Source organism: Paenibacillus sp. FSL R7-0216 (assembly GCF_037969915.1).
Lineage (GTDB): Bacteria > Bacillota > Bacilli > Paenibacillales > Paenibacillaceae > Fontibacillus > Fontibacillus rhizolycopersici.
Genome location: NZ_CP150222.1, coordinates 438,470 through 451,697 on the forward strand (window position 1 = coordinate 438,470; position 13,228 = coordinate 451,697).

Sequence of the window (13,228 nt, forward strand, 5' to 3'; positions counted from 1 at the left end):
AGTATTTGATTATAAATGAGATGATTGATCATAAGGAGGAAGCAAAAATGGATCCGGCTCTTGAGGTATTTATTACTGTCGCGGAGAAGCAAAGTTTTACCCGAGCGGCCGAAATGTTGCATATGACGCAGCCGGCGGTTAGCCAATATATCCGTTCCCTGGAACAGGCGCTGGGAACCAAGCTGCTTGACCGCAGTAATAAATACGTACGCTTGAACCCGGCGGGACAAATCGTATATCATCATGCCCGGGAAATTTCCGGGTTGTATGCGCGGATGCAGTATCTCATCGACGACATGAAACACGCGGCGCGAGGGGATTTGTCGATCGGTGCCAGTTATACGTATGGGGAGTACGTGCTGCCGCATGTGTTGGCTGTGATGATGGCGGGGTATCCGGAAATCAAACCGACGATCACCATCGGTAATTCCAAGGAAATCGTGGAGTTGGTGGGAAGCCGTCGGCTGGACGTCGGCATCATTGAAGGGGAGGTTCGGGATGAACGCTACCGGATCGTGCCGATTGCCGATGACGCGATGTATGTAGTTGTCCCTGCCGGACACCGTTACGCCGAGCGTAGGGATCTTCGCCTTATCGACTTGCGCGAGGAAACCTGGATCGTCCGGGAAGCTGGCTCGGGGACACGCGAAGCAGTAGATCATCTGTTTGCTCAGCATCGTTTTCACCCGGAGCGATTAATGGAATTCGGCAGTACACAAATCATTAAGGAATCGGTAGAGGCGGGGCTTGGAATTAGCCTGTTGTCCAAAGCGGCGGTGCGAAAGGAAATGGCACTTGGAACACTGAGGCTATTGGAGATGGAAGGCTTGCCGTATTCCCGTCAATTTTCTCTAGTTACACAGGCCTCTCCCTTTTACACCAAGGCAATGGAAGTGTTTATGGAACTGGCGCAGGAACTGCGGTCATTTTAGAACAATGTATACAGGCATGTGCTGGAGCAGGAAGGCATTAAGTTGGCATATCCATCCCATCGGGTCTTTCTCGAAACGGCGGCGGAAACGTCCGGCGAGATGAACGCCGCCGGTTCTAGGCAATATGAAGCTTGAGCCTGTGTAAACGATAAATGGTCTTTAATTAAGAAACATCCCGCGGGCCGCCGCGGGATGTTCTTGTTATATCGTATAGGGTACCGCTTCGAACGTCTCTGCCTTCGCGATAGCTTCCTCCAGCGACAGGCCGGTGAAGCTTTGCGCCGGGAAGTAGCGTCCGCTCTTCTTGTCGTCGACGAAAGCGCCGACCACGATCCCCGGCAGCACGCTTTCCACTGAGTTCGGGGCCTGCGGGCCACCCAAATCGGTCCGGCACCAGCCTGGATCGTTCAAATTGATCATGACGTCGGTGCCTTCGAGGCGAGAGGCCAAATCCTTGGTGAACTTATCGAGCGCTGCTTTGCTAGCCGCGTAGCCGGCTTGCTCCGGCTCGTTTTTGATCCCGCTGGTGGTGTTGATGACTCGGCCAAAGCCGCGTTCGACCATCTTGGGGATCAGGCGGTTGCAAATCGTCGCGATGGAAATGAAATTAATTAGAAAGCTTTGTTCGAAATCCGAGACCGGGGTCTGCCAATAATCGGTACGGTAGGCGATTTGGACTGCAGCATTATTGAAGACGATGTCCACCGGCGTGCCGTTGGCTTCGATTTCATCCAGCATCGCCACGACTTCTCGGTGGTTGGCCAGCTCAGCTTGAACGGAGTAGACTTGGACACCGAATGCCCGGATCTCCTGCTCCATCTGCCGGGTATGCTCCTGGTTGCGGCTGTGCAGGATCAGGTTACATCCCTGCTCGGCCATAAACATCGCCGTTTGATAACCTACTCCGCGGCTGGCTCCGGTAATGAGCGCCCATTTTCCTTTCATATTGACCATTCCGATATCCTCCCTGTTTGCGATTCTTCTACGTTGATGTCATAACCCATCTCATTTTACTAGAATTGAAAGCGGTTTACCATCATCCACTCTTATTTGACTGTAGTGATTTGGGACTATATAATGGACAACACATGTAATATTTGGAACTTATGACCTATCTAAATACTAGGAGGAGATTCCTGAATCGCTTCAAATTTTGCTAGAGGAAGTTTCAATTATACCCTACTACGAACAAGACAGGTGATGCTAAGATGAATCGAATTCGTAACATTTCTATCCGTACGCGGATCATGGTGCTCGTCTTTTTGGCGATGTTCGTCTCAAATACCGCTCTAGTCGTAACGTTATCCTATAGCCAACATCATGATTTTTTCAAGCTGATTACGCCATCCTTAGGGTTAAAGGCATTGATCATTTTTATTGTTTTTGAAATTTTCGCGGTAATCATCTCCGAAGTGTTGTTGGTTCGTCCGCTCAAACAAGGGGCGAAGCTGGCTAATTCGATGGCCGAGAACGATTTGTCCGCTGAGATTCGGGTGACCCAGCAAGGAGAAGCGGGCCAGATGATTCAGTCGCTTCAGAAAGCCAGAGATAACTTGAAGCACCTGATTGCAACGATCCAGTCCTCTTCTGAACGGGTGACGTTGTCTTCGGAAGAGCTGAACCAGATTATTGAGCAGGCCAATGGGCAAGTGCATGAAATCAACGAAGGGGTCAAGCTCCTGCTGAACGTATTTACCCAAAACGCGGAAAGCATGAAGCAAACCGCCGTTGCCATTTCAGAGATTACGAACCATTCGCAGACGACGGCAGAACTGGCCAACCAAATTGCAGAGCGAGCCCAGTTGGTCATAGATTCCGCGGAAGACGGAAAGAATTCGGTGGACTCCATCGTTGAAGCCATTAATGATCTGGCGGCGAATACGAAGCACGTCAGCGGCGAAGTGCTCGGGTTAGAAGAACAGAGCCAGAAAATTACCGAGGTCGTTAGCATTATTAAGCAAATTTCCGAACAAACGCATCTGTTAGCCCTCAACGCGGCCATCGAGGCAGCCCGGGCCGGGGAAGAGGGGAGAGGATTTGCGGTCGTCGCCGGACAAATTCGAAAGCTGGCGGAGGATACGAATCAATCCTTACAGGAAATCGGCAGCTTGGTCGAAGATATGACCGTTCGAACCGGCAGCGTCGTGGTTGCAGTCGCCCAGACCGAGGAGAAGGTCCAACAGGGCGTAACGCAATCAGGAAACGTCAAGACGATGATCGAACAGATCATGGACAACATGGAGAACACCTTTGCCATGCTGACCGAGATTTCCGATGGAGTGACCACCCAGGCGGCTTCGCTCGAGGAAATGAGCGCAACGTTGGAGGATGTGAATGGCACCATCGAGTCGGGGCTAGAGGTATCCGGCGAGATTCAAGGGCAGCTGGGTACACAGGAGAAGATCTTCGGCGATATCGGGAAAACCTCCGGTAAGCTGGTAGAATTGTCCGAGAATATGAACGGATTAACGAACGTGTTTAAGCTTTAATATTTAACAACCATATGAAAAGAACGCTTGTAGATGACAGGCGTTCTTTTTTATATGCAAAATGTCGAATAGTGTCAGAAAATAGCGGAGATAAAATGAATTTTATGTCGAAATAAGGCGTTTTGTGTCTATATTGTCTCGGGATTTTAGCCGATATAGTAATCAACCTACTTGATTTTACAGAAAATAAATAAATAGGAGGGGTTATATTGAGCGCCTGGATCCATCGATTAAGAAACATCAAGATCGTGCATAGCGTCGTGATGTTGTGGGTGTTGTCTCTGCTAGCCACTACGGCAATTGGGGTTGTAGGGATCAACTCGATTTTTCAAATGAATTCCACGACGGAGGAGATTACCTCTGAGATTATTCCCAAGCTGAAGGATTGGGAGGACGTGAACGGTCACATGGGCAACTTGCGCAATACGGTGACGAAAATCATCGACCGCGATTACGATGAGGCCATGATCCAAACATATGAGGATTTGAACGGTCAAATCTCGGCCATCCTGGATCGGAATGTGGCGGCTTCCCAAGATAACCCGGAAGAAGGAGAGTTGGCGAAGAAAGCTGCTCAAAGTTATGAAAAATACGTATCGTATCTTCCTACCTTGATCGAACAACGAAAGCAAGGTCTTGTCGCCGATCGGAACTTGACGAACGTGGAAATGGCCGAGGCAGGCAATCAATTGACCCAGGATATTCTAAATATCGTCGATTACCAGAAACGCGTGGCTGAAGAGAAAAGCGAGGCTTCGAAACAGCTCTATGAAGCGAGTATCCGGTTTTTTGTCGTGATTTTCGGCGTGGCACTTCTACTCGTTAGCGCCATCTCCATTCTCGTCGTCCTGATGATCCGCTCCTCCATGAAGGACTTCATCTCCAGGGTCGAACGGGTTGCGGAAGGCGATGTAACCATACAATTTAACGGCAAACTCAGCAATGAATTCGGGATGATGAACCGGGCTTTAAACAAGACGATTAGCTCGATTCGCACGATTTTGCAAATCATTGGGCAAGATTCACAGAAGTTAACCCAGCAAACCATTGCGCTGACCGCCTCCTCCGAGGCGATGAAAACGAGCGTTGGCGAAGTCTCAACGGCCATCCAGGAGGTTTCTCTCGGCTCCGTCAATCAAGCGGAGGAATTGGCTTCGATGACAGAGTCCTTCCAGGCATTCGGAGACCGATTGGACGAAATCACCCGCTCCTTGGAGACGGTAGATGGGGCAGCAAAGCAAGTGAACGATAAAGCACAGAACAGCAGTGGCAAACTGGCCGAGTTGGTCACCTCCGTGAGGGGGATTGCCGATTCGTTCGAGGAGACGCAAAGCAAGGTTCATAACTTGACGGGGAGCCTGACTCGCGTGACGGAAATTACTCGATTGATTAGCGACATCTCCACGCAAACCAATCTGTTATCGCTGAATGCGTCTATCGAAGCTGCGCGCGCAGGTGAGGCGGGCCGGGGGTTTGCCGTGGTAGCTGGAGAAATTCGCAAATTAGCGGAACAAACGCAGCATTCTTCACAAGGAATCGACGAGCTGCTGCAGGAGATCGGATTGGAAATGGACGGAGTATCGGCAACTTCGGCCAGAACGGGCGAAGTACTGGCTCGGCAGTCAGAGGTCGTCATGACGACGATGGAGGTTATTCAGGAGATTATCCGTTCCATTCGGGAAATGATGCCGCAGATCGAAGATATCACCGGTTCTGTGGTCACCGTCAACGAGGATAAGAACCGGGTTCTTCTGACCGTGAGCTCGGCTTCTGCCGTAGCAGAACAAAACTCAGCCTCTTCAGAGGAAATCTCCGCCTCGGCCATCGAGTTGAACGGCACCACCCAGGATATTGCCCAGGCGATTAAAGAGCTTGAATCGCTTTCGATTGAAATGATTCAAGAAGTGGAGAAATTTAAATTGGTGTAAAGAAGAGACAAGTCCTACTGGGCGATCATCGATTCCTGCTCCGAATCGAGCTATAATAAGCATGAATTCACAGTTTATGCAGACAGCTTGGAGAGAGGAGCGGCGAAGAACGATGTATGGAAACGAAGGATCATCGGATAAGAAATCGTTAAAGGCGGCTTTCGACCGGACGGTCTATCAAGTGGTGGGCCACGGTAAACGAAGTGTGGGGGTGCTGCAGCAGGCTTTTTCCGGGATCGATGGTGAGCTGGACAGCGACATGTACGGTATGGGACCGTCCCTGGAAGCATTCGAAGCAAAAATGGCCGGGGTGCTGGGCAAAGCCTCGGCGGTGTTCTTTCCCAGCGGTACGATGGCCCAGCAAATCGCCTTGCGAATCTGGTGCGATCGCAAGGGGACGAAACGCGTAGCCTATCACCCCTTATGCCATTTGGAGATTCATGAGGAAGACGGCTTGAAGGAACTGCACGGAATCGAACCGATTCTTCTGGCGGACAAGGACCGGCTTATTGGATTGGAGGACGTACAGCAACTTGGCGAGGACGTTTCGTGCCTGTTGTTGGAACTGCCCCAGCGCGAGATCGGCGGCCAGTTGCCGCCGTTCGAGGAGCTCGTGGCGATTTCCGAGTTCTGCCGGGAGAAAGACATCAAGCTCCATCTGGACGGAGCCCGGTTGTTCGAAGTTCTTCCCTACTATCAAAAGACCGCGGCGGAAGTGTGCGTCCTGTTCGACAGCGTCTATATCTCCTTCTACAAGGGCATCGGCGGGATCGCCGGAGCGATATTGGCCGGAGAGCCGGAGTTTACAAAGGAATCCAAGGTGTGGAAGAGACGTCACGGCGGTGACCTGATCAGCTTGTATCCGTATTATCTCAGCGCAGATTACTACTATGAGCAGCGCGTTGGGAAAATGGATTTATATTATCGGCAGGCGCAAGAGCTGGCAGGGTGGTATAACCGATGCCATCAGATGAAGACGGTCCCGGCCGTCCCGGTTTCGAACATGTTCCACGTCCATGCGGATGTCCCCAAGGACCGGCTGGAGCATACTCTTGTTGAAGTGTACCGGGAAACCGGCGTTGGGTTAACCGCCGGCCTCAAGGAGAAGGCGGATGGAGGCTGTTCCTTCGAGGTGAGTCTTGGAGACCGTTATGGCGAGGTGCCGAAAGACCGGCTACAGTTGACGTTTGAACTGCTCGATCAGAAGCTGAGAGGAGAATCGCTTTGAACCGAAAAGTTATTTTTCTAACGACCGACAGCTTCGGGGACGGTGATCGGGAGCTGGGGGTGCAGCTGTTGGAAACGTTCCTAACGTTGTTGAAGCAGCGGGAACAGGAGCAGCTTCCGGCGGCGGTATTTTGCGTAAATCGGGGTGTTCTTGCCCTAACGGAGCAGTCGTTTGCTTCGTTGCACCTGAAGGAGCTGGCGAATCGCGGTGTGCCGGTATTGGCTTGCGGGACCTGCGTTAACTATTACGGCATCCAGGATCAACTCGCAGCTGGCGAGGTGTCCAGTATGGGGCGTTTTATGGAACTGGCTGCGCAATATGAGGTCTTGACGCTGGCTTGATCTCGGCTGAAATCATCAAAGAAACACCGTAAGAAATACGGCATTTGCCGTTTTCTTACGGTGTTTTTTGTTGATCCGGGCTTTGAATTTCCTGTAAGTATTCGTCAAGCCGGTTAAACCGCTCTTCCCACAAGTTTCGGAACGAGGCGATCCACTCGTCCAACTCCTGCAGGGGTTCCGGCCGAAGCCGGTAAATCCGGCGATTCGCAACAGGTTGAACCTCGACGATGCGGGCTTCATTCAGCACCTTGAGATGCTTCGATACCTGCGGCTGCCGGACTTGGAGCCGATCCGCGATTTCTCCTACGGTTAGGGGGCCGTATCGCAGCAGTTCAACCATTTCCAGTCGATGGGGTTCGGCAAGCGCGCTCAAAGTTGCAGTGTTCATCGGTCTCACTTCCTTGTTTCGAGTATAACTTATTTAGCCGCAAATATTCCAGTAGGGGAATATGAATAATTCACGTCACTATCGGCCATCGTCTTATTTCCTCGTAATTTCAAGTCCGTACGAAATAATTAGCGTAGAAGAGCGATGTATACGCTTACCTCGACAATGCGGATCGCATTTCGTTGCCAATCCGCCTTAAACTCATCTTTACACTTTTTAGGGCGGGGAGTATGATTCATCAGTGGTAATTTTTATATGGCAAATACCTGATCGCTGAATTCTTTATTCAGTAAGAAACGGGGGAACCAACCGAAACGGGGCTTTGAGGCTTCGTTTCTGGGGTGAATCGCTTGTTTTGGCCATCCTGGCTATGAGCGTAGGGCTGCTTTCGTGCCCGAATCCGTCAGCTAACTCCGTAAGCGTCCGAAAGAGGGAATTGTCGCGGATATTCGCTTGAGTTTCAAAAAAGCGGCCGCGGGAAGGTCCAACTTTCCTGCGGCCTTTTTGTGTTGTTCTCTGCGGGAATGGGGAGCCTATAGAACCACGAATGGATAGAGACATAGGGCTATTTAGGGGAAGAAGAGAGGAAATCACCATGGTGAACAAAATTAAGCGAGTACTGATCGGCAGACCGATGAAAAGTGCCGAAATTGAAGGGGAGAAACTGAGCAAGCTCAAGGCGTTGGCGGTACTGTCCTCGGACGCGTTATCGTCTGTGGCTTACGGGACGGAACAGATTCTGATCGTCTTGATGGCGGCGGGATTTTCGGCCGTTTGGTATTCCATCCCGATCTCGTTTGCGGTTCTTGGGCTTTTACTTATTCTGATTTTGTCGTATCGGCAAACGATTTTCTCATACCCCGCCGGGGGCGGGGCTTATATCGTGGCGATGGATAACCTTGGGCGATCGACAGGTTTGCTGGCCGGCGGCTCGCTCCTGGTCGATTATGTTCTGACGGTGGCGGTCAGCTCGTCGGCGGGAACGGATGCCATTACATCCGCCTTCCCGGCGCTGCATGATCAACGGGTGTTGATTGCGCTGCTAATGATCACCTTATTAACGCTAATGAATCTTCGAGGGGTAACGGAGTCGGCATCCGTATTGGCTGTTCCGGTATATCTGTTTGTCGCGTCCATCTTTGTTCTGATCCTGTCGGGGTTGTTTAAATATTTGACTGGTGGAATTCACGCGAGCGTGCCCGAGATGGGGACGGCGGTTTCCGATATTAGTCTGTTCCTGCTGCTCAAGGCGTTCAGTTCCGGCTGTTCGGCCTTAACCGGGGTTGAGGCGGTTTCCAACGCCATCCCGAACTTCAAGCAGCCGGCCGAACGTAATGCTGCAGCTACGCTGGTGATGATGGGTGTCATTCTCTGCACCATGTTTATCGGAATCAGTGCGCTGGCCTATTGGTACGGTATCGCTCCTGATCCGAAAGCAACCGTTGTCTCGCAGATAGCCGAGTCGACCTTCGGCCGGGGTGCTTTATACTACGTCATCCAGGCGATTACGGCGCTGATCCTGTTCCTGGCCGCCAATACGGCCTACTCAGCCTTTCCATTGCTGGCGTTTATGCTGGCCAAAGACAAGTACATGCCGCATGCGTTTATGGTGCGCGGGGACCGGCTCGGTTTTTCGAACGGGATTATTTTCCTTGGCGTGGCTTCGGCGTTGCTGGTTCTCGGGTTCCATGGCAACACGGAGAGCTTGATTCCGTTATACGCAGTTGGCGTATTTATTCCGTTCACCTTGTCACAGCTCGGGATGATGATTCGATGGCTGAAGCTGAAGCCGCAAGGATGGGTGTTCCGGTTTGTCATCAACACGATTGGGATGCTGACAACACTGGGGATTACGCTGATCTTCATCATCACTAAATTTTCGCATATATGGGTCGTATTTATCTTCTTACCGCTGGTGATGTTTATCTTTTACCAAATTCATCGTCATTATTTAAATATTGCCGACCAGCTTCGAATCCAGATGGATACGGAAAAACCCTGCATCAAAGGCAGCACCATCGTCGTGCCGGTTGCGGGCGTCACTCGCGTCGTGATGAACTCGTTGAGCTACGCCAAATCGCTGACGAACAACGTTGTTGCCGTGTATGTCGGGTTTGATGACGAAGAAATAGACCGCATGGAGAAGAAGTGGGAGGAGTGGAACCCTGGGGTTCGGTTAATCACGCTCCGTTCCAGCTTCCGCAGCATCATCCGGCCCATCATGAAGTTCATCGATACGGTGGAATGGAAAACTGCAGAAACCGACCATATTACCGTCCTGATTCCGCAGTTTATTACCCGGCACTGGTGGCAGAATATTTTGCATAACCAATCGAGCCTTTTGCTTCGGGCCTATTTATTCAATAAAAAGGACATTGTCATTGCAACCGTTCCTTACCATCTGCAAAAATAATTCGTTTCGGCGGCTTGACGCATACTAACCTAAACGTTACCTAAGGAGGTTTCAAGGTGCTGCGGACAAAAATCATTTGCACGTTAGGCCCCGCCTGCGACTCAGTTTCCGTGCTGAAGGAAATGATTAAGGGCGGGATGACGGTCGGCCGACTGAATATGGCCCACGGGGAGCTGGAGGAGCATGTGGCCCGCATTCAACGGGTGCGGCAAGCCGCGCAAGAACTGCATAACTTTGTACCGATTATGATGGATATCAAGGGACCAGAGGTGCGCATCGGGAAATTGCGGGAACCATTCTGCGAGCTGATTGCCGGAGAAGAGATGGTGCTTACAACAGAGCCGCTAGCCGGAGACGCCGCGAAAATCTCGGTCAACTATCCCGAATTGCCCCAGGTTGTGCAAGCAAATGATCGGATCCTGATCGATGACGGGTTGATCGAGCTGCGCGTCATATCGGCCGAGGGGGCGGAAGTCCGTTGCCGCATCGTCAGCGGCGGGAAGCTCAAGCCGAACAAGGGCGTCAATCTGCCTGGGATCAAAACTACGCTGCCTGGCGTGACGGAGCGGGACATTCGGCATATTCATTTTGGCCTGGAGAACGGGGTCGAGATGATCGCCGTATCGTTTGTTCGTAAAGGCGACGATATCCGTGAGATTCGTCGGATTTTGCAGGAGAACAATGGAGGACATGTCCAGATCATCTCCAAAATCGAAAATGAGGAAGGCGTGCAAGATCTGGAGGATATCATCGAGGCTTCGGATGGAATCATGGTGGCGCGCGGCGATCTTGGGGTAGAAATTCCGGTTGAGGAAGTGCCGATGCTGCAGAAAGAAATGATCGATAAGTGTAATCTGGCAGGCAAACCGGTTATCGTCGCCACCCATATGCTGGAGTCGATGCAGGTGAATCCAAGGCCGACGCGCGCGGAAGTCAGTGATGTTTACAACGCCGTGATGCAGGGAGCCGACGTCGTCATGTTGTCTGGCGAGTCTGCCGCAGGGAAATATCCGGTAGAAGCGGTGCGAACCATGGCTGCCGTCGCGCGCAAGGCCGAATCGATGATCGACTATCGGGAAGCATTCAATCGGAGAAGAAAGCTGCACGGCACCAATATCACGGAGGTGATCAGCCAAGGCGCGGTTAGCGCCTCGCTGGAGCTGAGCGCTAAAGTGATCATCACGTCCACCGAAAGCGGCTTTACTGCCAGGATGGTCTCGAAATATCGACCCGAGGCGCCGATTCTGGCGATTGCCCATCACCCGCATGTCTTGACCAAGTTGATTCTGTTGTCTGGGGTGTACCCTTATTTAGGGGGGCCGGTAACGACAACGGATGAGATGTTAACCTCAGCGATCGACAGCGCCCGCCGAGCGGGTTATGTCCAGGACGGCGACACCGTGGTCTTCTCGGCAGGATTACCGTTAGGCCAGGCGGGAACAACGAATCTGATCCAAATTCAACAGGTATAACAAAAATCCCCCGGACCGCCTTGGCGGCTCGGGGGACTTTCTTTGTTAGTGGACTTGATCCAGGAGCTCATAGGCTTCCTGTTTGGATTTTACTTGCAGCAATTGCTCGCGGAACCCGTCGTCCATTAGCTTGCGGGACAGCATTTGCAGAATCTTTAGATGCTCATTGCCTTTGTTCTCGGCGGGGACGGCGATCATGAAAATCAGCTTCGCGGGCGAACCGTCCGCGCTGCTCCAATCAACGCCTTCCGGCTTTATCCCGAATACGACCCGGGGTTTTCGCACCGCTGCCGATTTCCCGTGCGGCACCGCGACGTTCATTCCGATTCCGGTGGAACTCTCCTCCTCGCGCTTCAGGATGGCCTGTTTAAACTCAGCCGGGGAGGTCAGTACGCCTTCAACGTTCAGCATGGCGATCATCTCGTCGATGACCCCGTCCCGCGTTGAAGCCGACAGGGAAGGCTCAATTAAATCCAAGCTGATGATATCGGTTAGTTTACTCACCGGGCGATGGACTTCGGAAACCGGCGTGCTCACCGGGCGGACGGCTTCCGGACGCGGTGTTTCTATAGCCGGAGCAGCCTCCTCCACAGCGCTTGCTCCAACCAATTGAGGTTCAACCTGGTCTTTCTTCAGCAGCTTGATCATCAAGGCGGTGACAATGGAGCCAACGATGACGGCTACGAAGAACATGAGGATATTATCGACAGCCCCAAGCACGGCAACGATCGGTCCGCCATGGGCGACACGGTCGCCGACGCCGCCCAGCATGGCGATCACGGAACCGGCCATCGAGCCGACCATGATGCTGGGAATGACGCGCAGCGGATCTTGCGAAGCGAACGGAATCGCCCCTTCGGTAATCCCAAACAGGCCCATCGTAAAGGCGGCCTTCCCCGATTCCCGTTCTGCATCATGGAACTTGCGCTTGAATAAGAACGTGGCCAGACCCAGTCCGATCGGCGGAATACAGATCGCGACGGCGATCGGACCCATGATTTGATAATTGCCCTCCGCGATCATCGCGGAGCCGAACATGAACGCAACCTTGTTGACCGGGCCACCCATGTCGAAGGAGATCATAGCGCCGAGGATCAATGCCAGCAGAATCGAGCTGGCTCCTTGCATGCTGGCAAGCCAGCTCGTCAGCGATTCGAATACCTGAGCGATCGGACCACCGAGCAAGTAAATGAAAGCCAAACCGACGATTAACGAAGAGAGGACCGGGATGATGATAATCGGCATGATCGGATTGATGGCCTTCGGCACCTTCCACTTCTTGATCCATAGCGCGACGTAACCGGCCAGGAAACCGGCGATGATCCCGCCGATGAACCCGGCTCCGGCTTCACTGCCGTAGAAACTGCCGTTTGCGGCGATATAACCGCCAATGATCCCGGGAGCTAAGCCGGGCCGGTCGGCGATACTAAAGGCGATGAACCCGGCTAATACCGGAACCATGAACGTAAAAGAGGCGGCTCCGAGCTTCTCAATCGTCTTCCAGAACGAGTCCTCAGGAATTTGCAGGCCGCCTGGTGTGGGCACGCCACCGATTGAAAGAGCGATGGCGATCAAGAGACCGCCTACGACGATAAACGGAATCATGTACGAAACGCCGCTCATCAAGTGGCGATAGAAGGCATTTTGCTGCTTAGCGCCGGTCTGCTTCGCCGGTGTGCCTTCGCTGCCGCCTTGGCCTTGGTATACCGGTGCTTCGCCGCGAACCATCTGCTTGATCAGCGTTTCCGGATTGCGGATGCCTTCCTGCACGCCAACGGCAATCAGCTTTTTGCCGACGAACCGGCTTTTGTCTACCGATTTGTCGGCGGCGATGATAATGCCGTCCGCTTGGCGAATATCTTCATCGGTGAACTGGTTCTCCACCCCGATCGAGCCCTGAGTCTCGACCTTCATCTCGATGCCTAGCTTGTCGGCGGCTTTTTGTAGATTTTCCGCCGCCATGTACGTATGGGCAATCCCGTTGGGACATGAGGTAATCGCCAATAATTTCATGGATGTTTCCTCCTGTATTCAAAG

General features: G+C 52.4%; 10 protein-coding genes and 1 riboswitch. Of the genes, 7 read left to right on the top strand and 3 right to left on the bottom strand.

What is annotated here, in order from left to right; genetic code table 11:
- The first annotated feature begins 47 nt into the window (after positions 1-47).
- The gene (locus MKZ15_RS01930; protein WP_193416840.1) at positions 48-932 is read left to right on the top strand and encodes a LysR family transcriptional regulator; all 885 of its coding nucleotides are present in this window, start codon (positions 48-50) and stop codon (positions 930-932) included.
- A gap of 201 nt (positions 933-1,133) precedes the next feature.
- On the opposite strand, the gene MKZ15_RS01935 is transcribed toward MKZ15_RS01930, so the two are convergent.
- Positions 1,134-1,886: an SDR family oxidoreductase gene (locus MKZ15_RS01935; protein ID WP_339819416.1), complete on the bottom strand. Its 753-nt coding sequence runs from the start codon at positions 1,884-1,886 to the stop codon at positions 1,134-1,136.
- Positions 1,887-2,140: 254 nt separating this feature from the next.
- Between MKZ15_RS01935 and MKZ15_RS01940 the strand changes: the two genes are divergently transcribed.
- From MKZ15_RS01940 to MKZ15_RS01955, 4 genes are all read left to right on the top strand, one after another.
- Positions 2,141-3,421, top strand: coding sequence for a methyl-accepting chemotaxis protein (locus tag MKZ15_RS01940; RefSeq protein WP_155606847.1), 1,281 nt, complete (start codon positions 2,141-2,143; stop codon positions 3,419-3,421).
- Positions 3,422-3,630: 209 nt separating this feature from the next.
- Positions 3,631-5,349 carry a methyl-accepting chemotaxis protein gene (locus MKZ15_RS01945; RefSeq protein WP_193416837.1) on the top strand — a complete coding sequence of 573 codons (1,719 nt, stop codon included), beginning with the start codon at positions 3,631-3,633 and terminating at the stop codon, positions 5,347-5,349.
- A gap of 112 nt (positions 5,350-5,461) precedes the next feature.
- A complete protein-coding gene (locus tag MKZ15_RS01950; RefSeq protein ID WP_339819418.1) occupies positions 5,462-6,577 on the top strand; it encodes a beta-eliminating lyase-related protein in 1,116 nt (371 codons plus the stop codon).
- Positions 6,574-6,918, top strand: coding sequence for a DsrE family protein (locus MKZ15_RS01955; RefSeq protein ID WP_155606844.1), 345 nt, complete (start codon positions 6,574-6,576; stop codon positions 6,916-6,918). The genes MKZ15_RS01950 and MKZ15_RS01955 overlap by 4 nt, the downstream gene beginning before the upstream one ends.
- Before the next feature lie 55 nt (positions 6,919-6,973).
- Here MKZ15_RS01955 and MKZ15_RS01960 read toward each other — a convergent pair whose 3' ends face one another.
- A complete protein-coding gene (locus MKZ15_RS01960) occupies positions 6,974-7,306 on the bottom strand; it encodes a metalloregulator ArsR/SmtB family transcription factor (protein ID WP_155606843.1) in 333 nt (110 codons plus the stop codon).
- 261 nt (positions 7,307-7,567) lie between these two features.
- A riboswitch (cyclic di-AMP (ydaO/yuaA leader) is annotated at positions 7,568-7,743 on the top strand.
- Positions 7,744-7,901: 158 nt separating this feature from the next.
- On the opposite strand from MKZ15_RS01960, the gene MKZ15_RS01965 reads away from it, so the two are divergent.
- Together MKZ15_RS01965 and pyk are read left to right on the top strand one after the other, a co-directional pair.
- Positions 7,902-9,719, top strand: coding sequence for an APC family permease (locus MKZ15_RS01965; protein WP_155606832.1), 1,818 nt, complete (start codon positions 7,902-7,904; stop codon positions 9,717-9,719).
- Positions 9,720-9,775: 56 nt separating this feature from the next.
- Positions 9,776-11,191 (top strand): pyruvate kinase, encoded by a 1,416-nt coding sequence (gene pyk, locus MKZ15_RS01970; protein WP_339819422.1) that lies wholly within the window; start codon positions 9,776-9,778, stop codon positions 11,189-11,191.
- Between the two features lie 45 nt (positions 11,192-11,236).
- On the opposite strand, the gene MKZ15_RS01975 is transcribed toward pyk, so the two are convergent.
- Complete coding sequence (locus tag MKZ15_RS01975) at positions 11,237-13,204, bottom strand: PTS fructose transporter subunit IIABC (RefSeq protein ID WP_213623153.1); 1,968 nt, start codon at positions 13,202-13,204, stop codon at positions 11,237-11,239.
- Positions 13,205-13,228 lie beyond the last annotated feature (24 nt).

Coding starts and splice junctions, on each gene's coding strand:
- MKZ15_RS01935 (WP_339819416.1), bottom strand. CDS start 1,886: ATGGTCAATATGAAAGGAAAATGGGCGCTCATTACCGGAGCCAGCCGC.
- MKZ15_RS01975 (WP_213623153.1), bottom strand. CDS start 13,204: ATGAAATTATTGGCGATTACCTCATGTCCCAACGGGATTGCCCATACG.
- MKZ15_RS01960 (WP_155606843.1), bottom strand. CDS start 7,306: ATGAACACTGCAACTTTGAGCGCGCTTGCCGAACCCCATCGACTGGAA.
- MKZ15_RS01950 (WP_339819418.1), top strand. CDS start 5,462: ATGTATGGAAACGAAGGATCATCGGATAAGAAATCGTTAAAGGCGGCT.
- MKZ15_RS01930 (WP_193416840.1), top strand. CDS start 48: ATGGATCCGGCTCTTGAGGTATTTATTACTGTCGCGGAGAAGCAAAGT.
- MKZ15_RS01965 (WP_155606832.1), top strand. CDS start 7,902: ATGGTGAACAAAATTAAGCGAGTACTGATCGGCAGACCGATGAAAAGT.
- MKZ15_RS01940 (WP_155606847.1), top strand. CDS start 2,141: ATGAATCGAATTCGTAACATTTCTATCCGTACGCGGATCATGGTGCTC.